The sequence below is a fragment of the Neorickettsia findlayensis genome (genome assembly GCF_009856525.1).
GTDB lineage: Bacteria > Pseudomonadota > Alphaproteobacteria > Rickettsiales > Anaplasmataceae > Neorickettsia > Neorickettsia findlayensis.
In genome coordinates this window covers 204,224-227,251 of the sequence record NZ_CP047224.1, presented here as the reverse complement: position 1 = coordinate 227,251, position 23,028 = coordinate 204,224, and the positions used below count along the sequence as shown (strand labels likewise).

Here is a 23,028-nt window from a genome sequence, read left to right as displayed (position 1 = left end):
ACAAGCTAAAACCACTATACCCTAAATATGTTACCTCTGTATATCCAAACCTTTACACCTATCACACCGTACGTCGTGTGAGCTTCAGCGACCCAATAGTCAATATCAGCCCTCATAGTATGCAGAGGAACGGAACCTTCTTTAAAAACTTCTGTACGAGCAATTTCAGCTCCGGACAGCCTGCCAGAACAAGCAACCTTCACACCCCTCACATCGCTCTCCCTCATCACAGTAGCTATGGCTTTTTTTATCACCCTTCTAAAAGAAGAACGTTTCTCAAGTTGAAAAGCAATACTCTTCGCCACTAATACCGCACTGCTGTTAGGCTTCTTTACCTCGACTATGTTTAGATTTGGAATAAAACCAAACTTTTTATTCAACTTAAGCTTGAAAGATTCAAGATCAGCACCCTTTCTCCCAATTATCAGACCAGGTTTTACACAATAAAGTGTAATATCACAAGCTGCACCCTTTCGTTTTATAATCACTTTGGATATACCAACATGAGCAAAGCTACTTTCCACATACTTGGTAATAAAATAATCTTCGGTAACAGTCCTAGCGTAATCGCAAGGCTTACTATACCAAATAGAAGCATGCGAACCGTGTGTCCACAACCTAAAACCAACAGGATTAACCTTTTGACCCATCCAAAACCCCTAATAATATAGATACATTCGAGTAGTGCTTTCTAATAGAAGCAGATCTACCACGTGCACGAGCAGCAAACCTCTTTAGAGACATTCCCTTACCCACAAAAACTTCCTTCACGTACAAATTATCTGGATCGACGCCAAAGTTATTTTGAGCATTTGCAACAGACGACATCAAAACCTTAGAAAGTGGCCTAGCTAAAGCCTTTTTCAAAAACAAAAGCTGCGATCTCGCAGCACCGACACCCTTACCACGAATTACATCAGCAACCAGATTTATCTTCTGGACACTTGATTTCATATTTCTGTACTCAGCTCTCATTTTTTGTTCACCTTTCTATCTCCACTATGTCCGTTAAATGTCCTAGTCGGAGAGAATTCACCAAACTTGTGACCAACCATGTTCTCATTCACTTTAACAGGAATAAACACTTTGCCATTGTAGACTCCAAAAGTATAGCCAACAAAAGCAGGGAGTATAACAGACCTTCTCGACCTTATCTTGATCAGAGCATTAGGATTGCCTCTAGCTCTTCTCGCTAACTTTATAACATAGTTATCGCAGAATGGACCCTTCCAGACAGACCTAGGCATATAAAACACTACCTCTTCTTCGACTTAATAAACTTCGAGCTCAACTTATTGGGATTCCTAGTTTTCTTACCCTTGCTAGAGAAGCCCCAAGGAGAAACAGGGTGACGCCCACCCGAAGTTTTTCCTTCTCCTCCACCCATAGGATGATCTACCGGGTTCATCGCAACACCTCTCACGGAGGGTCTTCTACCAAGCCATCTAGACCTTCCAGCCTTACCTAGCTTAGTATTTTCTCTATCCGCGTTGGAAACCGTGCCAATCGTAACACGACAGGTTGACAGAATCAACCGCTTCTCTCCGGAAGGCAAACTAACAAGTGTGTAATTCCCATCCCTGGCAATCACACGCGCACTACTACCTGCAGAACGAACAAGCTGCCCTCCAGCACCGGGTTTCAACTCAATATTGTGTACCGCCGTACCCAGAGGTACCTTTTCTAAGGGCATACACGACCCTGGAGCAATATCATCAAAAACATCTGTTGAAAGTACATCACCCTTCTTAAGACCCTCTGGAGCAATAATGTACGAACGCAGACCAGTCTTGGAATCACGAACTAAAGCAATAAACGCTGTTCTATTGGGATCATACTCAATTCTCTCAACAACCGCCTTTGTGAAAAGCGGAGTACCAGACGAAAAACGACTAAAACTGACCAACCTATATCTTACTTTACCTCTACCACCCCTATGCCTAACGGTAATCCGACCAGCATTATTCCTACCAGAACCTGATCTCTTGGGAACAAGTAATTTTTTCTCGGGCGACCCACGCCAGACTCCAGAATAATCAATCAAGACCGCACCCCTGGAGGAGGCATTAAAAGGCTTTAAATTCTTAACCGGCATAACCCTACAACCTACCTAAATCAAGCTGGGAACCACCATCTATAGTAAGGATAAACTTTTTCCTATCAGAGCGTTTACCTGATTTACCCTTAAAACGCTTACTCTTCCCATGAGTAAGGACGGAATTAACTGCAAGAATCTTTATGTCCTTGAACTTTTTCAAGAAAAGGGACCTAACTTGCTGCTTGGTCGCAGAGACAGGCGCGAAAACCGAAACCTTTCCCAATGAATCCTTTAGCAAACATGACTTCTCAGTGACCACCAAAGGGCCTATTAAATCGAGCCTCATTTCAGCAACCTCTCAACTAATACATCAACAGATGCCTTTTCGAGCAGCACGAAGTCATGCAAGACTACATCGTATACATTAGCAGACGATCCCCATAAGACCTTAACCCAATGTAAATTTGAAGCCGCCCTGAGCAGACTTTCGTTTTTTTCCTCTGTTACAATAAGAAATTTCTTACCTGCAGATAACTCGGTATTTGAAGTAAGCCATCTCAGTAACGCGGCAGCTTTATACTCACCCAACTTGCAACTCTCGAGCACAAACAAGCGACCCTCAGCAAATCTCATTGATAAAGCTGAACGAAGGGCAAGAGATCTAACCTTTTTATTGACAGAGAAACCATGCTGCCTCACTACTGGCCCAAAGACAATTCCACCCTTACGAAACTGAGGAGCACGCAAACTACCTTGTCTTGCCCTACCGGTGCCCTTCTGTCTATACGGTTTTCTAGTGGTACCACTAACCTCAGAGATACCCTTCGTCTTGTGAGTGCCAGCACGTCTTTTTGCAAGCTGCCAATTTATTACAAGACTCAGCAGATCAGGGCGAAACGGCACCTCTATAAGTGCACGATCAACCGCGATACTCCCCGCCAGACTGCTGGCACCAAAATCCAAAACTCCCACCTCTAGACTACTCATCACGCAAACTCACCTTTTTTCAACGCATCTCTCAATAAAACGTAGGAATTCTTGCAACCAGGAACGCTCCCGCGCACACCTATAAGACGGTTCTCGACATCTACCAACTGAACTAGCAGATTCTGTATGGTAACTCTCGCATTACCCATATGCCCCGCCATTTTTTTTCCTTTAAAAACCTTTCCAGGATCCTGACACTGCCCTGTAGATCCACCTGATCTATGCGATATAGAAACACCGTGAGAAGCCCTCAAACCGGCAAAATTATGCCTTTTCATGACACCAGCGAAACCTTTTCCTATACTTGTCCCAACAGCATCAACATACTGGCCAGGACGAAAATGCTCTACCGTAAGAGATTTAAGCGGCTCTGGCACAAAACGAGGCGAAACACGAAATTCAACAACCTTACCACCTCTTTCTAGACCAAGTTTCTTCAAGTACACCAACTGCGGCTTTTTGAGCTTCTTCGCCCCAAACGAGATCTTTGTGACAACAAAACCATCCTTCTCTTCAGCGGAAAGAACAACATTCTCCTCTAATTGAAGAAGCGTAACCGGAATCAAAGACAATCGATCGTCGTAAACCGAGGTACAGCCAACTTTCTTCAGCAACAAACCAACCCTACTCATCTCTCACCTCAACACTTATATCAACCCCAGCTGGCAACTGAAAATTCGTAAAGGTGCTCAAAAGATGGGCGTTAAAACTCGACAGCTCCAGAAGGCACTTGTGCACCGCAAGCTGGAATTGCTCACGGGATTTCTTATCAACATGGGGAGACTTATTCACCGTATAACGGCTCACCCTAGTCGGCAAAGGTATTGGCCCTGAAACTAGAGCACCATTACGCTTAGCTGCCATGACAATCTCTTTTGTCGAACGGTGCAGAACCCCGCTGTCGAATGACTTAAGCTTTATCCTAATTTTCTTCATACTAGATACATTCTACCCAAAACTCGAACAATTAAAAGGCCCAATCACCGCAAAAGCGCCCAAATCACTACAATAAAAAGGAAACGGAGAGCGGATGATGGGAATCGAACCCACACAACCAGCTTGGAAGGCTGATATTCTACCATTGAATTACACCCGCACAAAACCTGGAGGGAGAAGGATTTGAACCTACGTAGACTCACGTCGGCAGATTTACAGTCTGCTGCTTTTGACCACTCAGCCATCCCTCCTAATACAACACTGTAACGCGCAAAGTTTTTTTGCTAAGATCAGTCGTCGTGATATTCTAACACTCTATCAAGCAAGTGCAACAGGAGAAGATAGTAATATTTGGGAAACATGCTGCCGTGGCAGCGATAAAAAATCCCGAGAGAAATATCTTATCTATCTTCATCGCTAGAGAAAAAAAGGCTGTTTACTTACCATTACTCGAACGCTCTAGATTGCCTAATATTTCTTTTTGTGAAAATACAGAAATTACGAAGATTTGCGGAAGGGACGCACTTCACCAAGGAATAGCAGTAATAACTGAAAAACTCTCACAACCCGAGCTAAGGAATGTGCTAAAAAGCATCCGAAAAAGATCACTGATTATGATACTGGATGGAATCACTGACCCATTCAACGTTGGTAACATACTAAGGTCGTCCAAAGCCTTTGGGGTAGACGCAATTGTGGTGAAAGAACGACATTCGCCAAGTGAAACTTCTGTTATCGCGAAAGCAGCCAGCGGCGCATTAGAGAGTATACCAGTCTGCACAATAGCAAACCTTACAAATGCAATAAAGATTCTTCAAGAGAATGGCTATTTTTGCTATGCTCTGGATGGAGGAGCGAGTTCTAAGTTAACAGAAATAGGATTCCCAGATAAAGTCGCCTTTATACTTGGCTCAGAAGGAAAAGGCGTCTCACATCTCCTCAAAAACAGATGTGATCAAACCCTCTCTATACCAATGTACACTGATAAAAACTTTGACAGTATTAATGTTTCCAACGCGGCTGCCATAGCAATGTTTCAGTTTTGCAGTAGTGAGTAAACCCTTCATAGAATGAACTTAAAGCCCGGCAAGCTAGTTCATTTGAAGTAATAACTCGCGCGTCGTGTTTGATGATAGACAGCAATCGACAATGAATAGTTCTCACTTAAACTTTACAAACAGACAATCTGTTTATGAACGAGATGGAAGTATAATCTCCTTTCTGGTAGAAGGGAGCACACATAACAGAACACCAACCCAAGCAACTTTTTCCATAACATCAAGCCAGAAACCAAATATAGAATGCTATTTCCAACCGTGTACACTAGATAGAAGATCATAAATATGGAGAAGATTCAGCGCACCACCTTTCCTCAAGTTATCTGCAACCACCCACATAGACAACATACGTGGAGAATGGAATCTCAATCGTGAAACAAAAACATCATCATACCCAACAACTTCCGGCTGACACTTATAGCCTTTCCTTAAGAAAGCTACCCCTTCAGCATCTGAAAGAATTTCATAAACATCACCTTCGGAAATGTTTTCCTTGAACTCCACGGTTATACTCTGCGCGTGACCAACAAAAACTGGAACCCGTACACATGTGGGAAACACCTCTACCGAACAGTCTTCCAAAACCTTTTTGGTTTCTCTCATAAGACTTATTTCTTCGTCACAGAAGTTTTGCTCATCTAACTCTCCCACCTGCGGGACACAATTAAATTCTATATTTCTCGGGAACACACATGGCTTCTCCTGAGCAAAAGCAAATCTACGTTTTGTACTCTCATATAGCTCATCCATTCCTTCCTCTCCAGCATCCGAAACCGATTGATAGGTGCTAACCCATATCCTGGAAATTTTCGCTAAATCATGCAAAGGCTTCAAAGGTAATAACATCTGCGTCGTGAGTGAGCTAGGACTAGAAATAATTCTCGTATCAGGAAGAGAGTTTAAGACATGTGGATTTACTTCGGGGATCACAAGCGGTACATCATCCCTCATTCTAAAACAAGAGCTACTATCCAAGACAATACATCCAGACGTTGCAGCAAGTTCGGCAATATTATGAGCAACTCCACGCCCACCGACAAAAAAGGCCAAACGAGCCTTGGAGAAGTCATACGTACCTACATCTTGCACAGTGACGTCACTGCTTTCACCAAAACCGATATGCACCCCAGCATGCTCCCTAGAGACAAGAAAAGAAATGCTTTCCTTTTTCATCTCTCTATAGGCGAGTAACTTGACCAATTCTCTTCCAATAATTTCGGTCGCACCAACAATAGCCAAATGAGAACTCACCGTAAGACCAAACCTAGATAATAAACCTTTTCACTATTCTATCAATAAAACTGACAATCTCGGCAACTACGTCAACCTTTTTGTCAGTATCCTGACATCCTCAGCGACTCTTGCGTCATTCTTAATCAAAACCTCGATTTTTCTCACGGAATGTATCACCGTAGCGTGATCTCTACCCCCAAGGAACTTTCCTATATCGATGAGACTCCTCTGAGTAAGCGTCTTAGCAAGGAACATACACATTTGTCTTGCATATGCAACATCCTTAACTCTTCTTTGTGACTTAAGATCTGAAATCTTAATACTAAAATATTCTGACACCTTAGCAAGAATGTTTTCCAAAGTGACCGCAACACTATTCGTCCGCAATATGTCAGCCAACAAATCTTTAGCAGAGTCAACTGTGACGATACTCCCAGTAATTTCTGAATGAGCTATAACTTTATTAAGTGCACCTTCCAACTCACGTACATTCGACACTATATTTCTTGCCATGAACTCCACAACTTTCTTTGGAACAACAACATCAGACTTCATTTGTTCCAATTTGGACTCCAAAATACCAACACGCAATTCAAAGGTCGTCTGATTAATGTCTGCAACGAGTCCCCAAGACAAACGCGACTGTATACGCTCCTCAACCCCTTGCAAATCACTAGGAGACCTATCAGCTGAAATAACAAGCTGCTTATTTTGCTCTATAAGAGCATTAAAGGTGTGAAAAAACTCCTCCTGGGTACTTTCCTTGCCACTGATAAATTGCACATCGTCAACCATCAAAACATCTACTGACCTAAAAATCTGCTTGAATGACATCATGTCCTTGTTCTTCAATGCAGTAATGTACTTGTGCATGAATTTTTCCGCTGATAGGTAAATAACTCTACGGTTTTCATAATTCTCTTTTATATGCCAAACAATCGCATGCATGAGGTGTGTTTTTCCAAGCCCCACACCACCGTATAAAAATAGAGGGTTGCTACCTGGAATTGGCAACTCAACAGCTTCCGCGACACGCTTGGATGCTGTAAACGCAAGCTCATTTGACTTACCAACAACAAAGCTATCAAATGTCCTGCTTCGATCTATGCTGCTACTTAAATTTTCAGAAAAACTTTTTCTATCAAACCGACCCTCTTCATTACTGATTTTAGATTTTACAAACGGTGCAGCTAACTCTTCACGGTCTGATTCGAGACACTTATCATGCTCTTTATTCACACATATTTCTATTGAGATGACTGCAGGATCCTCATTCCGTAAAAACCCAAGAATGTTACTCAAATAATTCACGGTGATCCACTCTTTTATGAACCCTGTCGGAACAGAAAGAAAAACCTGACCACACTTCATCTCCTTAAAGGATATGAACTTTAACCAGCTTCCGTAAATCTTTTCGCCATAAAACTTACGCAACTTTTTCGTTACCCTATCCCACTCCGTCGGACCAATACCATCAATGCACTTACTATGTTGCTCCGCTAGTAACACTTCATCTGGGAAATATGCATCCGCGACACCATTAACGCATTGTCTGTCGTGGTACATACCATTCTCGCAACCCGCACCTAAAAAGTCATTCGCCATACCACTTTGGACTTCCCGCCGACCATGATCCATAACCTCAGCCTCAGAAGTGCAATCACGAGCTGCCCGTTGAAACAATTCTTGCGTAGGAGACCTCACATGAACCATATTTACTTCAAAAGAGCTCGTCTGCGTGGTCCCTAACGTGGATCCCGTCAATACAAACTCACCATTGCATGACTGAGAGTTATGTTCTAACACTGGTTCGAGCGCCTTTTTTTTAGGAGACGGAAGGGCATCCAAAAATGCATTGATGAACCTATTGTTAATAATACCCATGATAAACTGAGGGCCTAAAAAGTATAAACGTGAAGGACTGCTATATTATATCAGGATAGCGCTTTCCCAGCAAACAAGGGGAACAAGACGCTTCTTGGACTTGCGATACGACATGTCGTGTTTTTCTCACCACAGCTCAATATGTTGTGTTCACTTCTAGAAAAACCGAAAACATTTTTACTTAAAATGCGTTAGGTGATATAAAATTTATTTTAGCCATCCTGCATTATATTCCGCATACCTAAAAAAAGTATATGATAAGGTGAATGTCTTTATTTCATCCATTTGGCGATCTTTCTCGATCTCCGGATCGATAAAAAATGATACGGGCATTACCACTTTTTTCCTTGGTGGGAGTATCTGCTTTTCAAAACAAAAGCACGCAACCTTATTGAAATACTTAGCAGCCTTATAGGGTGTGACATTGTAGATTGCAATCGCCTCAATTGGCTCGTCTGTAACGTTTTCAACTGCATAGAATATCAGCGCATTTTGTCCTGGTTTAACCACTACTGGATGATCTTGGACAAAAAAACGTACCGGCAAATTCTTGCTTACGTCCGTGTTGAATCTCACAACTATATCGCGAGAACCAATTGGTAAGTCAAAACGGCGGTCTGACCTCTTAATGGTGCCTGCATAGCCAGTCGCTTTGCAGAAAAGACTATAAAGTGGAACAGAAGCAAACGAAAGGAACAGCATGAAAACCGGTATCAAAACAAGCAGCGGCAGGAGTCGTGTCTTTCTACCGAACATGTATAACCAAAAGAATTACTTACTCAGTTTGGCTTCCTTGAAAAGCACGTGCTTGCGCACAACAGGATCATATTTTCTAAACGAGTACTTTTCCTGCTTATTCTTGAGATTACGGCACACAAGATAAAAAAACCCGGTACCTTCAGTACTGACCACCTTAAAGAGAGTGGCACCTTTTTTCTTTGCTTTTGCCATAAACACAGTATCCTGAATGACTGGTATTATAACTTTTGACTGCAAAAAATGAAAGACAGCACACCCGAATACCAAATTCCCTCATTGCACAACTTCCTTTGAAAGAGCATTTTGCAAAGCTAGAGCAACGTTCAGGAGCAACGCTTCAGCAAAATAATTTGCCGTAAGATGCATACCCAGTGGCATATCATCTTCAGATAGGCCTACAGGAATTGAAATACACGGTAGCTTAGCAACACTTGTTGGAACAGTGAAAATATCATTCATGTACATCTCCAATGGTTCCAATTTCCCATCGATGGGAAATGCATCATTCGGCGCAGTAGGATTGAGTATCACATCAACTTTTTCAAACACCGCAGAATATTCGCTGACAATCTCTTCTTGCAGTTCTTTAGCTGCTGCGTAGTAATCCGAGTAGCCAGAGGAAGAGAGCACGTGCGTACCCATAAACAACCTACGTTTCACTTCTCTACCAAAAGAAACCGAACGGTATTTCTCATACAATTCCGAAATAGTAGATGCGCTAATTGAAGGATCATGAGAGTAGCGTATACCATCATAGCGCGCCAACTGAGAGGATGCTTCGGCAGAACATATGATGTAATACACCATCAAAGAATACTCTACACATGGGAGCGACACATCAATTACTTCTGCCCCAAGTTGCCTCAATATGTCAGCAGTGCCTTCCCACAATTTCACTATTTGTGGGTTTAGACCGCTGACCTTACACTCCTTGGGTATACCAACCCTTATGCAACGCATATCCGGGTTTTTGTGATACTTGAATGGCTCCAGTTTAGCGCATGTAGAATCTTTGCGATCATAGCCCGAAATCACTTCAAAAACTGCTGCATTGTCTTCAACGTTCCTGCTGAATATGCCAGCTTGGTCTAAAGAATTTGCTAGTGGAATCATTCCCCAACGCGAACAGCGACCGTAAGTCGGTCTCAGACCAATAAGACCACAGAAAGAGGCAGGTTGCCGTACGGAGCCACCTGTATCACTGCCGAGCGAGAATGGGGAATAATAATCTGCAACCGCTGCAGCGGAACCACCAGACGAACCCCCAGGAACAAGATCAACTCCCTTCTTTCCCTTGAGCGGATTCTTAACTGGCCCAAAGTAACTAGAGGTATTGGAAGAACCCATAGCAAATTCGTCCATATTAGCTTTGCCAAGCATCACTGCGCCAGCATCAATCAACTTACTTGTTACCGTAGACTCATATGTCGGCACAAAATTTCTTAAGGCACGCGATGCAGCGGTGGTTCTGACACCCTTAGTGCAATACATGTCTTTAATAACATATGGTATACCGGTAAGTACATTTACACTCTCCTCTTTTCTTAGACGCTCGTCTGCAAGTTTTGCCCTTAGTCTGGCTTCTTCCTCTGTTACAAGTATTAACGCATTGGTATAAGGATTTCGCTCCCTTATCCGCGATAGATGAGCTTCAACCAGTTCTAAAGAAGAAATCTCTCTACGCACTAATGCACGATGCATCTCTGCAACACTCAATTTAGTTAGATCGTTCACTACCACTACTCACACCTTAGAAAACGGGAAAACGTTTACCACTATAGAACACGTATTGCAAACAAACCAATCCCCAGAAGGAAAAAGTAGAACTTTAAAGTAATTCACTAAAGGCAATCAACCTCATCCTGCACACCACTTTTCGAAAGGTTTACTCAGCTAGACTATCCGTTCCGTCCACAAGCCGAACATACTACCCTACCCCTAGGAACGTTTTTTAAATCATCTGTGTTCACAAGTGTGTTACATTCTAAACACTTAAGCTGTATGGGCTCAAGATCCACGTTCACCGCGACTCTATCATCAAACACAAAACAATCCCCAACCCACACACCATCTCTATTCTTGGTTTTTAGAAGGTAGTTTAGTATCCCACCTTTGAGGTGGTAGACCTTTTTGAAACCAATCTTCTTCATATATGCAGTGGATTTCTCACACCTTACACCACCAGTGCAATACATTGCTATTTTCTGCTCAGTACTGACATTATTCTCATCCACCCATCTTTTCGCCCATTCCTGAAAATCTGCAAAATTGATCGTCTCTGGGTCTATAGAATGCTTAAACCTACCAAGCTTAGTTTCATATAAATTACGAGTGTCAATAGTTTTCACGTCTTCACGCGTTATCAGATTAGCCCAATCTTTAGGCTCCACGTGCTCACCAGTTTCACATATTTCCATATTTTCTAGCTCAGGATACCTGAGCGCAACGATTTCTTTCTTTAGGCGAACCTTCATTTCTTGAAACGGCTGAAAACTAGCGTAACTCTCTTTCCATTCTAAACTGCAGAGCCTGTCATCCCTCCGAATAAAATCAAGGAAATCACGTACATTGCCATCGTGCCCACTAACCGTGCCATTAATTCCTTCTAAGGCAAGCAAAACTGTGCCCCTTAACCCCTTTTCAATGCAATATGAAAGGAGTTCGTCTCGCATGTCTTCGTAGTTTTCCAACTGCACAAAATGATAGAAAGTGACGAGCGTAAACCTCTCCATAAAAAGTTCGACAAAAAATCTACCAGCGCGGAATAGCCTAGCATAGAACCGATTCAAATCCAACTCAAAGAAGGACCAAGACCCTAGGATCAAAACCGATGTGCAACCTCACAGATCTTGATAAAGCTATCTGGATCTAAGCTTGCACCACCCACAAGCACTCCACCAAGATTCTTCACAGAAAAGATCTCTGAGCAATTAGCTGGAGAAACAGAACCACCATAAAGCACTGGTACGGCATCCCCAACAGTATCTTTAATTAAACAGACCGCCTCCTCAATCTCTGTGTTCGAAGGCACAATACCTGTTCCTATTGCGTAGACCGGCTCATAAGCTACTATGAAGTCGTGGCTATTCATTGGAATTGAATCTCTACACTGCTTAGTCAGAGTCTCTCTGTTTATGGGTCTGTTATTCTGCCCTACACAAATAATCGGTATAAGGCGACCACGCAAGCCAGCGTTGGCCTTAATACCCACTATTTTACTCGATTCACAGTGCAAAGCCCTCCTCTCTGAATGTCCCACAATGACATACCTCGCACCAACCTCCTTAAACATCCTAGAACTTATATCACCAGTGCTAGGAGCATTATCACCTGAAGCACAATCTTGCGCTCCGAGAGCCAAGGGTAAACCAGAAGACATTATGGCACTTCTCATATGAGCCAAATAGACAGCCGGAGGTGCAATTACAATTTCAACCTCAGGGTTGAAATTAAAATCAGAAAAGCGACTGACAAAAACATCACACAACTGCTGGCTGCCATTCATTTTCCAGTTCGCAACCACAAAACGTTGCACGTACGTCTCCATACTCTCCAATATATCCATGCGGGAATCCATAATATCAATTTCAATACATAAAAAAAAGCCTTTATCGGAAAACCCTAAAGTTGCCAACTCACTAATATCGAATGTATATGACTCAAGAAGCCAATCCTGAGTTGCATGAATTATTTTCCTTCCTACAGCTCAAATACTTATTACACAGTTTAACGATGTACAAAGCCCGGACTGCCAAAATAAATCTCTCTTCCAGATAGGTCAAGCACTTTCACCTCACCTGAACCTTCTGAAACAAAGCCAATCACAGGGTATCTTCTTGTCACAGAATGTTTTTGGGGAACAGTAAAAAGTAACTGGTAATCATCACCCGCTGTTATGAGTTTTCTACGAATTTCTGGTTTTTTAGGCAGCACGACACGTGCCTCATCAGAAATGGGAACCTTATCGATAAAAATCGTGATAGAAACAGAAGAATTTCTGGCTAAGTGTTGGGCCTCACTTAGCAAACCATCAGAAATATCAATACAAGAAGTCACACTGGAAATTATATCCCTACTGACATCAAGACATGGTTCCGGTAAATCGTACTTATTACGCAAGTATGAACTTTCTTGCAATTCACCTCGATACGAAAGCAATCCCAAATACGAGTCACCTATTGGCCCACTAATGCAGAGCTCATCTCCGGATTCTGCACCGGAACGAGTGAGAATACGTTCCCCTTTTTTTCCAATCATCGTAACACTTATTAGAAGTGGCCCAGAATGAATAACTATATCGCCCCCAAAAAGTTTAACTTTGTAGCATTTCTGATCATCAAGAAGACCATCAGCAAACCTATTCAGCCATGTCGAATTTTTATGCTTTTCACCTAAGACAAGTCCAAGGAAATAACCGACTGGTTCTGCACCCATTGCGGCAAGGTCAGATAAATTCACTCTTAAAGCTTTCTTCGCAAGTTTATACGGTTCCGCAAAAGGGAAGAAATGGACACCCTCTGCTAACAGATCTTTCGTAATAACAAAATTGTCGAGCACAAAGGCATCGTTTAGAAGAGAAAAGGGCTCTGCAATCCTAGAAATAATCTCAGAAAGAATCCGGTGCTCGTCCATAAAGAAGGAAATAGCGAAAGTGGGACTCGAACCCACGACCTACGGATTATGATTCCGCCGCTCTAACCAGCTGAGCTACATCGCCATGTGAGACCGTAATTGTACGCTTTGTGCGACATAAAAACAACAAGCGCAAATTTTAACACAACTCATTAAGCCAAATCTGCCAGAATAATCTTGACGTTATGTCACTGCTGTTTACATCCGAGGTTTCGATAAAAACAAAGTCGTCATGTTAACAGTCTAGGTTGTTTGGGGAAATCTTACGTGTTAAATAGGTACTCAACTATGTGAAAAATCTTTCAGGATAAGTGCACAAATGAACATTCATGAGTACCAGGCAAAGGAAATACTGCGGGTCTATGGCGTGCCCACGCCTACAGGGTTTTTAGTCCAAGAGAATACAGAAACCTCAGAAATCGCAAAAAGCCTAGCTCGACTAGGTGGTGAGGTATTTGCAGTAAAGGCTCAGATACATGCAGGGGGAAGAGGTAAAGCGGGTGGTGTCGTGATTTGTCGCTCTGTTGAAGAGGCGATAGATAACACGAAAAAAATGCTTGGCATGAACCTGGTAACTCATCAAACTTCTCCAGCGGGGCAAAAAGTACGAAAAGTCTATATTGAGGCTGGACAGTCGATTTTGAAGGAATACTACCTAAGCATGGTGGTTGATAGAGAGAGCGCAAAGGTAGCCATAATTGCATCAGAAGAAGGGGGCGTGGAGATAGAGGAAGTTGCAAAATCGAGCCCTGAAAAAATCAAGAAAGTCTTCGTGGATCCAAGTATTGGCATATCAGACTTTCACACAAGGAAGATAGGATTTGAGCTGGGGCTCAGTCTTACTCAAATTAAGCATTTCACGCCGCTTGTGAAGAAATTGTATGCTCTATTTGTCACGAGGGATGCTTCACAACTCGAAATAAACCCATTGATAGCAAATAATAGGGGTGAGTTCGTAGCTTTAGATGCAAAAATTAACTTTGACGATAATGCGCTTTATCGTCACCCAGACACACTGGAGCTAAGGGATTTGTATGAAGAGGACCCCCAAGAAATTGAAGCATCAAAATACAACCTCAACTACATCAAAATGGAAGGCGATATAGGTTGTATGGTGAACGGGGCTGGACTCGCGATGGCAACAATGGATATCATAAAGTACTATGGTGCTAGTCCGGCAAATTTCCTAGATGTTGGGGGTGGAGCCAACCTAGAGCAAGTCACGAATGCATTTAAAATAATTTCATCTGACAAACATGTCGCTGGTATATTAGTGAACATTTTTGGAGGTATTATGCGTTGCGATATTATCGCGGAGGGCATAGTTGCAGCAACCAGGGATGTGGGTCTCACTATGCCTTTGGTCGTTCGTCTTTCCGGAACCAACTACTCTGCTGGAATGAAGATTATTGAGGACTCAGGAATGAATATTGTAATCGCCTCCGAACTTGGTGATGCAGCACAAAAAATCGTAAAAATGACAAGGAAGGAAATTTAATGGCAATCTTAGTTAACAAAGAGACACGAGTTATTTGTCAAGGATTTACAGGCCAACATGGTACTTTCCACTCTGAACAGGCTATTGAGTACGGCACAAAAATGGTCGGTGGCGTAACACCCGGTAAGGGAGGCCAAATGCACCTTGGGCTACCAGTTTTTAACACCGTGTATCATGCAAAAAAGGAGACTGGAGCAAATGCAACCGTAATATACGTTCCAGCACCATTTGCGATGGATGCAATTCTTGAAGCAATTGATGCGGAGATAGAGCTGATCGTGTGCATAACAGAGGGAATCCCCGTTCAAGACATGATGCGCGTGAAGAGTGCATTAAGCAACTCTAGAAGTCTTTTGATAGGTCCAAACTGCCCAGGCATCATAACTCCTGGCGAATGCAAGATCGGTATAATGCCCGGATATATACATAAGCGTGGAAAAGTAGGAATTATATCTCGCTCTGGGACACTTACCTATGAAGCGGTCGCACAAACAACACAAATGGGCCTAGGACAATCCACATGTATTGGCATAGGTGGTGATCCAGTAAAAGGCCTTAGTTTTGTGGATTGCATGAAGATGTTCTTGGATGATCCGGAAACTGACGTGATTGTCATGATCGGTGAAATTGGGGGTTCAGCTGAGGAAAAAGCTTGTGCATTGCTGAAATCGTCACAAACTAAAAAACCAACAGTCGGTTTTATTGCAGGTGTTACTGCTCCTCCTGGAAAAAGAATGGGACACGCTGGGGCAATTATTTCGAGTAGTGATGAGTCTGCAGAAAGTAAGATAAGTGTAATGAAGGATGCTGGAGTCGTAATTGCGCCAACCCCGGCTCTGATAGGTAAAACAGTTGCAGATCTCATAGCATAAGAATTTTTAGTAGTAGCAACAGATATTGAGGCAGTTTTTCTGTACTTTTATTTCGTTAGGATAACTCCGTGTTATTCCTCGCTAGGACGTTTCTGTCTATTTTGGGCTATTTCCGATTTCGTTAATGTATTGAATTTTTTGTATAATTAGGTAAAATTATTAATTTTTATGTCAACTGCGATATCTGTTATGTTGGTATGCTAGAAATTCGAATTATGGATCCACGTTGGACAAAAAAAGTCAATAATATCGATACCTTACTACAGAAAGCCTTTGAGTGCTGTCTAGAAGGCAAGAAAGCTGAATTCTCTGTCGTCTTAACGGATGACGAATTTATAAGAGCCTTGAACAAAAACTATAGGGGAAAAAATGCTCCAACTAATGTTTTATCCTTCAACTATACAAACGAACAAATTGGAGTTGGGATCATAGGAGAGGTAATACTTTCTTTTGACAGACTGGTCATCGAGGCCCTGGAAAATGAAATCAAATTTGAAGACCACTTGTTGCATATGTTCATCCATGGCGTGTTACATGTACTAGGTTATGATCATTCTTCCGACGAGGAGACATTGATCATGGAAAAAAAAGAAGAAGAAATTCTAGAAAAATTAGCGCTTCTCGGGTAATTGCAAAATGAATTTTGATGTAGTACTGAATTGAGAGTACCTGGAAAAGGATTTTTGTATTCGCGTCGTGACTAAATTTTCACTTCATAAAGAAGGCTTGCTTACTATCAGTGTTGCCTTAGCTTGCACAGCGGTAGCGTTTTTTTTCGTCCCCGCATTAGGCTTGTGTGGAATTTGTGTTACTGCGTTAGTCGTTTACTTCTTCAGGGATCCGCAGCGCGCAATAGCAGTATCAAAAGATTTTGTTCTTAGTCCAGCAGATGGATTAATCTGCAAAATCGAAAGTGCTTTGCCCCCGCAAAGTAGTGAGCTAGTCGAGGAAATGCAGAAAGTGAGTATTTACTTAAGCCCCTTGAATGTACATGTGAATCGCATACCAGTTGATGGCACAGTGAGAAAACTGCATTATGTGCCTGGAAAGAATTTGCGTGCTGACTATGATAGCTCTGAAGACGCAAATGAGAGACAGGAAACCTTGATAGAAATGGTGGACGGTAGGAAAGTGGTAGTTGTCCAACAGACAGGCTTCCTTGCACGGCGTGTGGTTTGTGATTTGAAAAAAGACCAGCAGGTTTTTGCGGGAAAGCGGTTTGGCATTATCAAATTTGGGAGCAGAGTTACTATATACATACCAAAAAGCATGCCTCTTCTTGTTTCTGAAGGACAAACTGTCGTTGCTGGGGAAACGATTGTGGCATTGCTTAATGAAACGGTATCTTTTGTGACTGAGCGTTTTCTCGACTGATAGACTGTGAAGAGTCGTCCTGTTCCAATAACGAGGTTTTTCCCTAATTTCATTACATTCTGTAGTTTGTGTCTTGGGCTCACTTCGATAAGGCTTTCGCTTATAGGTCGCTGGGAACTTGCTATTGGGACGATTGTAGTCGCAGCTATTATGGACGGGATAGACGGACGTATAGCTAGAATGTTTGACTCGAGTTCCACTTTTGGCGCAGAGCTTGATTCTTTAGCTGATATGGTAAGTTTTGGTGTAGCACCTGCATTCATGTTGTACCTGTGGGAGTTACACAACATCAGAGTCTTTGGGTGGGGAATCACGATGGTATTTGTTGTCTGTATGGCGGTTCGTCTCGCACGATTTAACGCCACTGCTATGTCAAGCGGGACAAGTAGTGAGCTACAAAATTTCTTTTGTGGTATTCCTGCTCCAGCTGGAGGAGTCTTAGCTGTACTTCCAGTAATACTAATATTCGCCTCCAACGATTGCGGCTTTGTTGTGCTATTTGCAATGAACCATTATTTTTTGCTCGGTTATCTTTCAGTGGTCTCAATGCTCACTGTCAGTAGTATACCAACTTTCTCATTGAAAAATGTTGTCGTTCCACATTACCTAGAGTCTGCACTGATGTTTATCTCTGTCACCATTGCAGTTGCTTTGATACTTAAGCCGTGGCTCACGATATCTGTTTTGGCTCTGTGTTACATCTGTTCAATGCCACTTTCTTGTTTCACATATTCGAAAAGGTAGTGTGAAACAGCGAACAACAAAGTTGGCAGTAAGTTTTACACAGTTTCCTTCACAGATTTTAACCCTCTATAGCTTGTGATGCAAAAGATATATCCTTCCTATTCACTGGTGGTTGAAATCCTGGAAAGGTTTCAGAGACAAATGCCAGAGCCTAAAATCGAGTTAGAATATGTCAATAAATTTACACTTATCATAGCAGTATTGCTATCCGCACAGTCCACAGATGTTAGTGTGAACAAAGTAACAAAAGATCTATTTCGTTTTGCATACGAACCAGAACATTATGCAAAAATGGATCTTGCAGAACTAAAGAACTGCATAAAAACGATTGGTTTATACAATAATAAAGCAAAAAATATCATTGCTCTAGCAAAGAAACTGATTTCGGATAAACAGACTGACATACCTAATAATTTCCAATATCTACAATCCCTTCCAGGAATAGGCAGGAAGTCCGCTAACGTAATATTGTGTACACTCTTTGGAGACAAAAGAATTGCTGTAGATACACATGTTTTCAGAGTAAGCAATAGAATAGGACTAGTGGATGCAAGAAATGTTTTAGAAACAGAAAAACAATTACTTGAACGCATTCCACAAGCCTTTCTTCCACAAGCACACCTATGGCTTGTATTGCATGGAAGATACATCTGCAAAGCACGGAAACCAAAATGCGAAAACTGTATTCTCAATGACCTATGCAACTTTAAGTTGGGTATAAAATAAGCGCCAAATAAGGTAAATTTATTGTATGGAATCCTGCTTCAGATAGGGTGAACTCATCGCAGAAGATGGAGTAAATTTAGAGGAGGAATAAGATGGCTGCGCTATACGAGCAAATTTGCCTAGAAATATCAAAGGGAAGGATCAAGAACATTACTTCGGATCATCAAAAAGTTGGGAAAGATTTCTTATTTTATGCTCCATCAAAAAAGGAACACGCACACATCAAGGAAGCAATCAATCGCGGCGCAAAGAGCATACTAACAAATCAAGAATATGAAGAAGAATACCTCAAGCAAGGAGTTAATTTCTTTGTACACACTCAGCCACAGCAGATATATCATCGAATATGCTCTTTCATGTGGAAGAAACAGCCAACTTACGTATGTGCAGTAACTGGTACAAGTGGAGGAAGAAGTGTTGGGCATTTTTTCTCTCAGGTATGTACACTAGCCGGAAAAAAGGCCGTAACTTTAACTGTCTCGAATGAACCAGTGGAAACTCTTGAGCTATGGCAAGGGAAAGATCGTATGATATCAGACGCGGCGAACATGCATAGCATTCTGGACGATCTAGCAGATAAAAAGATCGAATATTGTTGCTTAGCAGTTTCAGGTGCGGCAATCGAAAACAGGATGATAGATAGCGTCAATTTAAAGGCGGCTGCTTTCAGTAATCTGATACGCGATGATTTAGCACAACCCGAAGATGCAGAGAAACGCTTTCAGATGAAGGCAAGGCTTCTCTCAGAGATATTACCTGATGATGGTACTATGGTACTACCATTCGCCAGTGAGTACACAACAAGGATAATGCAATGCTGCCCGAATAAAAAGGTTTGTACATATGGAAGAGCAGCAAGCGATATACAATTGATCTCTCAATTGCCAACACAAAAAGGGCAAATACTGACGATGAAAGTCCTTGGGAAAGAAGTAGTTGTTCGTACAAATATACTTGGCAAATTCCAAGGAAGTAATCTTGTAACGGCAATAGGATTAGCTATCTCATGCGGAATAGATCCATCCAGGATTGAACATGAACAAATTAGCCCATTAGCTGGGTATATGGAATTCCTAGAATGCTGCGGAGAGGACCGCAAAATTATGACAGATTGCGCAGAGACTCCGAGTGAACTGCAGGACCTTCTACTCTCTATGAAGTGGCACTTTCCATATAACGATATCACCCTTGTGCTCAGATGCAGCGAGGATTGTGAAGGAAAGAATACACTAAAGATGGCCAAAGTCGCAGCAAAAATGGTAAACAGGATAATTTTTACTGGCGATAGCAATGGCAGTACATTAAGCGAAAGAACTCGGCGCGAACTTATGTTTTGCTGCCCAAAAGCAATTGAAATTGAGGATAGAAGAAAGGCTATGGAATACGCAATAAATAACTGCAAACCGTCCGAGATCATTGTGATACAAGGTGTGAGATCACCAACAGACAAAAGTCGTATTATCAACAATGCAGATGCAATGCTAAAAGCAGTAGTTACTTCTCAATAGGCTTTCCACAAAGCTCATCATTTATGCGTGGGCATACCATCTGTATATGCTGGAGACTTCGATGGCTACATTTTGATCAGCGGCTTCGTTCGTTCTTTTTTGTCTCGCGCACAAAGTGTGATAACAAGGGCGTATTCCTTGGTTATTCTATCGCATTATGCCTATCAGAGAGACTCGAGTCTTTCTGTATCTGATCGGGTGTTTTGTCTCAACGAAACCCCTTAATAGCTGAAATGCTCGGTACTTGGTGCTGGACTTTTTGAGAATTAAGCTGTATCTTCAGGAAGTATTGCAGTTTCTCTGTTTACGAAAACGTATTATCCATGTAACATTCGGAGAGAAGGGTTCGCTATTTATTACGCTCGTAGAGGCATGACCTGGATGGAAACGTTTTTATGTTATTTTTTACTAGAAGCTTATGTATAAACTTAGCAAGATATTACTTTTGACGGTGGCGCTAGCCAACGTCGCAGGCGCGTCCGAGGTGCCTTTGACAGGGGATACGGTTCCAGCTGTTGAAAAAACGACATCAAATAGAATGTGTGTCTGCAATAAAACAGGCCCTAATCAGGTCAAGGCTCGATTAAGTAAGTTTGCGGACCATTGTCCAGCTGGGGGAATGGGCTCCCCGGGATGTAATTGTAATGGTTCGTCTAGCCCAAGTGGAACCGAGAACTGCGATGCAGTGAATTTCGTGTTCAAGGTAAAGGGTAGTAATGATTTCTCATTTGGTTACGGAAGAAATAAGGATTTCTTTGAATTAGCAAAAGGTCTTCCAAAGATTGATGTCCTTGTAGATACAAATGGTAAAGATATTGAGGCGTCTTATAACGGGACTGCTAACAGTACGAACAATGTGAAGGCGCTGTCCGATGGTGGTATTCTAGGCAACTACACACGTAACACCGATTTGTTTAACAAACACAAGCTTTCAATAGAGGCTAGGCGTACACTGAGCAATTTCGCTTATGGTGGTTTCCTAGAAGCAGAATTCAGTAAAAAGGATGCGATTTCTGCTGACAATGCGTACGTTTTCTTTGAAACTGGTTACGGAAGGTTCGAAATGGGTCGCGTCAGTGAAAGCGCTGTGAAACCACTCAGAATCGATGCATCTTCAGTCGCTGCCGTTGGTGGTGGTTTTGAGGATCTAAATTGGACGACACTTGCTAACCTAGAGGGACGCCCTATAAATGCCACACGTACCACGAATGGAAGCACTACAACATGTGGCCGCCACAAGGATGCACAACACCCTTTCTTGGTACACACAAATTACTATACCCAATATAATAACCCTCTAAGGGCTAACTTTATTACTACTGGGCTGGGCAATTTGCGGATGGCGTTGGGTTATACAAACTCCACTGCAGATGGTACTTACCATGATATCGTTGATTTAGGTGCTGCCTATGCTGGGCAAAAAGGAAATCTGAAGTATGGTATCTCTTTTAGTGGTCAGGCTGGTCTTAGCGCTCCGACCGGTGATGTTCATCACCCACTCAGACGCTTTGAGGTCGGTGCAGTTGCTCAGATTAACACTATAAAGCTTGCTGGTTCATGGGGTAGCACGTATCTTTCTGGCGTTGAAAAAAAGAAAGATATGCAGCTTGACTTGAGCAAGGCTTTTGACGATAGCGGACAAACTAAAACGACAGATGGAGACAATTCTTACATGACTTTTGGTGCCGCATATGAAGAAGGCCCTGTGGCATTTAGCCTTAACTATATGGAGAGTTATAACACCTTCGTTAAAAGTGTTGGTGTGAATACGCTCCGAGTTGTTTCTCTTGGTACGCATTATCGCATCACTGGAAGCACGTATGAGCTCACACCTTACGTCAATACTAAGTGCTTCATTGCTCAGGAAGCTGGAATTAAAGCTGAAGACAACAACAAAGGTTTTGTTCTAACTTCTGGTGTGAAGGTGTCATACTAATTTAGTCTTTTCATGGTGTGATTCAAGGTCCGCGAAGATAACGTTTGCGGGCCTTGCTTTCCGTTCTTTGCTGTTTTGCTTCTCCAGGTTTTTATGAGGGCAGTTTTGACCCTTCTCCTTTACTTTTAAGTAAGGTTCTTGCTGTCCGTGGCAAGATGAATCCAGCCCAACCTATAACCAGCGCACCGATAACTGCAGTCAATGCATAAAATAGTGGGCGTGAGTGACTTAATTCAAAAATACGTCCATCCAAGCCTGTTTTTACTATCAGGAGTGGCATTACTTCGATCCCAATAATTCTGTTTTCCTTTAGTGCCAGAACTTCGACAACATACTGTCCTTTTGGTACATTACTTGGGAGAAAGATATTTCCACGAAAGAGACGTTCATTGATTAACTCAATCTTATTATCGAATTGATACAGAGACTCACCTACCCTACTCTCAGCAAATGCACTCATTTCTCTACTGGAGCTCAAGAGATGTGAAAATGGCGTAAATTCTCCATGAAATACCCTGTCAACTTCATCGTATCTCTGATTTGAAGAGGAAAAAGAAAAGAACAGAGGCACCATCTTTATCTCGACCTTAGCTCCATTTGTCCACAAACCAAAAATTCTGATCTTTTTGTGTACGGCAATATCTTTTTTGGGGCCATGAACGATAACTATAATATTGTCTGCCTTTTCCATAATTGCCCCAAAAACTAATATTTTTTTCCCAGTAAACTTGGAATGTATTTCAACCCTGTTGGGCGAAAGATCGGCTATAACAGAAAAACCACTTACCTTACACGGCAGTAGACAAAATACAGCAAAAACAAAAAATCTTTTTATTGTCACTA

At 42.1% G+C, this 23,028-nt stretch carries 26 protein-coding genes and 3 tRNA genes; 9 read left to right on the top strand and 20 right to left on the bottom strand.

Going from position 1 to position 23,028, the window contains the following annotated elements; translation table 11 throughout:
• Positions 1-14 precede the first annotated feature (14 nt).
• The 10 genes from rpsC to GP480_RS01025 all read right to left on the bottom strand — a co-directional run bounded on the left by rpsC (position 15) and on the right by GP480_RS01025 (position 4,212).
• Complete coding sequence (gene rpsC / locus GP480_RS01070; protein WP_160095076.1) at positions 15-650, bottom strand: 30S ribosomal protein S3; 636 nt, start codon at positions 648-650, stop codon at positions 15-17.
• Positions 634-975, bottom strand: a complete 342-nt coding sequence (gene rplV, locus GP480_RS01065; RefSeq protein WP_160095074.1) for a 50S ribosomal protein L22 — start codon at positions 973-975, stop codon at positions 634-636. Before rplV ends, rpsC begins: the two co-directional genes overlap by 17 nt.
• Entirely contained in the window at positions 972-1,247 is a 276-nt protein-coding gene (gene rpsS, locus GP480_RS01060) for a 30S ribosomal protein S19 (protein WP_067978900.1), read from the bottom strand. Before rpsS ends, rplV begins: the two co-directional genes overlap by 4 nt.
• A gap of 8 nt (positions 1,248-1,255) precedes the next feature.
• Complete coding sequence (rplB, locus tag GP480_RS01055) at positions 1,256-2,095, bottom strand: 50S ribosomal protein L2 (protein WP_160095072.1); 840 nt, start codon at positions 2,093-2,095, stop codon at positions 1,256-1,258.
• A gap of 4 nt (positions 2,096-2,099) precedes the next feature.
• Complete coding sequence (locus tag GP480_RS01050; protein ID WP_160095070.1) at positions 2,100-2,384, bottom strand: 50S ribosomal protein L23; 285 nt, start codon at positions 2,382-2,384, stop codon at positions 2,100-2,102.
• Positions 2,381-3,025 (bottom strand): 50S ribosomal protein L4, encoded by a 645-nt coding sequence (rplD, locus tag GP480_RS01045; protein WP_160095068.1) that lies wholly within the window; start codon positions 3,023-3,025, stop codon positions 2,381-2,383. The genes GP480_RS01050 and rplD overlap by 4 nt, the downstream gene beginning before the upstream one ends.
• Complete coding sequence (rplC, locus tag GP480_RS01040) at positions 3,025-3,657, bottom strand: 50S ribosomal protein L3 (RefSeq protein ID WP_160095066.1); 633 nt, start codon at positions 3,655-3,657, stop codon at positions 3,025-3,027. Before rplC ends, rplD begins: the two co-directional genes overlap by 1 nt.
• Complete coding sequence (gene rpsJ, locus GP480_RS01035; protein WP_067978876.1) at positions 3,650-3,961, bottom strand: 30S ribosomal protein S10; 312 nt, start codon at positions 3,959-3,961, stop codon at positions 3,650-3,652. Before rpsJ ends, rplC begins: the two co-directional genes overlap by 8 nt.
• An 89-nt stretch (positions 3,962-4,050) precedes the next feature.
• Positions 4,051-4,121 (bottom strand) — tRNA-Gly (locus tag GP480_RS01030).
• Positions 4,122-4,129: 8 nt separating this feature from the next.
• Positions 4,130-4,212 (bottom strand) — tRNA-Tyr (locus tag GP480_RS01025).
• Between the two features lie 75 nt (positions 4,213-4,287).
• Here GP480_RS01025 and rlmB point away from each other — a divergent pair.
• Positions 4,288-5,019 (top strand): 23S rRNA (guanosine(2251)-2'-O)-methyltransferase RlmB, encoded by a 732-nt coding sequence (gene rlmB / locus GP480_RS01020; RefSeq protein ID WP_160095064.1) that lies wholly within the window; start codon positions 4,288-4,290, stop codon positions 5,017-5,019.
• Between the two features lie 246 nt (positions 5,020-5,265).
• On the opposite strand, the gene GP480_RS01015 is transcribed toward rlmB, so the two are convergent.
• The 9 genes from GP480_RS01015 to GP480_RS00975 form a co-directional block, all read right to left on the bottom strand.
• Positions 5,266-6,270, bottom strand: a complete 1,005-nt coding sequence (locus GP480_RS01015; protein WP_160095062.1) for an aspartate-semialdehyde dehydrogenase — start codon at positions 6,268-6,270, stop codon at positions 5,266-5,268.
• A gap of 66 nt (positions 6,271-6,336) precedes the next feature.
• Positions 6,337-7,818 carry a chromosomal replication initiator protein DnaA gene (gene dnaA / locus GP480_RS01010; RefSeq protein ID WP_410522090.1) on the bottom strand — a complete coding sequence of 494 codons (1,482 nt, stop codon included), beginning with the start codon at positions 7,816-7,818 and terminating at the stop codon, positions 6,337-6,339.
• Between the two features lie 525 nt (positions 7,819-8,343).
• Complete coding sequence (locus GP480_RS01005) at positions 8,344-8,892, bottom strand: cytochrome c oxidase assembly protein (protein ID WP_160095060.1); 549 nt, start codon at positions 8,890-8,892, stop codon at positions 8,344-8,346.
• Between the two features lie 15 nt (positions 8,893-8,907).
• Complete coding sequence (gene rpmG, locus GP480_RS01000) at positions 8,908-9,087, bottom strand: 50S ribosomal protein L33 (protein ID WP_160096078.1); 180 nt, start codon at positions 9,085-9,087, stop codon at positions 8,908-8,910.
• A gap of 81 nt (positions 9,088-9,168) precedes the next feature.
• Positions 9,169-10,629 (bottom strand): Asp-tRNA(Asn)/Glu-tRNA(Gln) amidotransferase subunit GatA, encoded by a 1,461-nt coding sequence (gene gatA, locus GP480_RS00995; protein WP_160095058.1) that lies wholly within the window; start codon positions 10,627-10,629, stop codon positions 9,169-9,171.
• Between the two features lie 164 nt (positions 10,630-10,793).
• A complete protein-coding gene (gene trhO, locus GP480_RS00990) occupies positions 10,794-11,627 on the bottom strand; it encodes an oxygen-dependent tRNA uridine(34) hydroxylase TrhO (RefSeq protein ID WP_160095056.1) in 834 nt (277 codons plus the stop codon).
• 89 nt (positions 11,628-11,716) lie between these two features.
• Complete coding sequence (gene tpiA, locus GP480_RS00985; protein ID WP_160095054.1) at positions 11,717-12,442, bottom strand: triose-phosphate isomerase; 726 nt, start codon at positions 12,440-12,442, stop codon at positions 11,717-11,719.
• Positions 12,443-12,621: 179 nt separating this feature from the next.
• Entirely contained in the window at positions 12,622-13,527 is a 906-nt protein-coding gene (gene thiL, locus GP480_RS00980; protein WP_237111371.1) for a thiamine-phosphate kinase, read from the bottom strand.
• An 11-nt stretch (positions 13,528-13,538) separates the two neighbouring features.
• A tRNA-Met gene (locus GP480_RS00975) sits at positions 13,539-13,612 on the bottom strand.
• Positions 13,613-13,846: 234 nt separating this feature from the next.
• Here GP480_RS00975 and sucC point away from each other — a divergent pair.
• The 8 genes from sucC (at position 13,847) to GP480_RS00935 (ending at position 22,185) form a co-directional block, all read left to right on the top strand.
• Positions 13,847-15,025 (top strand): ADP-forming succinate--CoA ligase subunit beta, encoded by a 1,179-nt coding sequence (gene sucC, locus GP480_RS00970; protein ID WP_160095050.1) that lies wholly within the window; start codon positions 13,847-13,849, stop codon positions 15,023-15,025.
• Complete coding sequence (sucD, locus tag GP480_RS00965) at positions 15,025-15,897, top strand: succinate--CoA ligase subunit alpha (protein ID WP_160095048.1); 873 nt, start codon at positions 15,025-15,027, stop codon at positions 15,895-15,897. The genes sucC and sucD overlap by 1 nt, the downstream gene beginning before the upstream one ends.
• Before the next feature lie 197 nt (positions 15,898-16,094).
• Positions 16,095-16,526, top strand: a complete 432-nt coding sequence (gene ybeY, locus GP480_RS00960) for an rRNA maturation RNase YbeY (RefSeq protein WP_160095046.1) — start codon at positions 16,095-16,097, stop codon at positions 16,524-16,526.
• Between the two features lie 67 nt (positions 16,527-16,593).
• The gene (locus tag GP480_RS00955) at positions 16,594-17,271 is read left to right on the top strand and encodes a phosphatidylserine decarboxylase (RefSeq protein WP_160095044.1); all 678 of its coding nucleotides are present in this window, start codon (positions 16,594-16,596) and stop codon (positions 17,269-17,271) included.
• 6 nt (positions 17,272-17,277) lie between these two features.
• Positions 17,278-18,015, top strand: coding sequence for a CDP-alcohol phosphatidyltransferase family protein (locus GP480_RS00950; protein ID WP_160095042.1), 738 nt, complete (start codon positions 17,278-17,280; stop codon positions 18,013-18,015).
• A 78-nt stretch (positions 18,016-18,093) separates the two neighbouring features.
• On the top strand, positions 18,094-18,741 hold the full coding sequence (nth, locus tag GP480_RS00945) for an endonuclease III (RefSeq protein WP_160095040.1): 648 nt from the start codon (positions 18,094-18,096) through the stop codon (positions 18,739-18,741).
• A gap of 92 nt (positions 18,742-18,833) precedes the next feature.
• The gene (locus GP480_RS00940; RefSeq protein WP_160095038.1) at positions 18,834-20,249 is read left to right on the top strand and encodes a Mur ligase family protein; all 1,416 of its coding nucleotides are present in this window, start codon (positions 18,834-18,836) and stop codon (positions 20,247-20,249) included.
• Positions 20,250-20,667: 418 nt separating this feature from the next.
• Positions 20,668-22,185: a hypothetical protein gene (locus GP480_RS00935; protein WP_160095036.1), complete on the top strand. Its 1,518-nt coding sequence runs from the start codon at positions 20,668-20,670 to the stop codon at positions 22,183-22,185.
• Positions 22,186-22,276: 91 nt separating this feature from the next.
• Here GP480_RS00935 and GP480_RS00930 read toward each other — a convergent pair whose 3' ends face one another.
• Positions 22,277-23,026 carry a TIGR02186 family protein gene (locus tag GP480_RS00930; protein ID WP_237111370.1) on the bottom strand — a complete coding sequence of 250 codons (750 nt, stop codon included), beginning with the start codon at positions 23,024-23,026 and terminating at the stop codon, positions 22,277-22,279.
• Between the last annotated feature and the right edge of the window lie 2 nt (positions 23,027-23,028).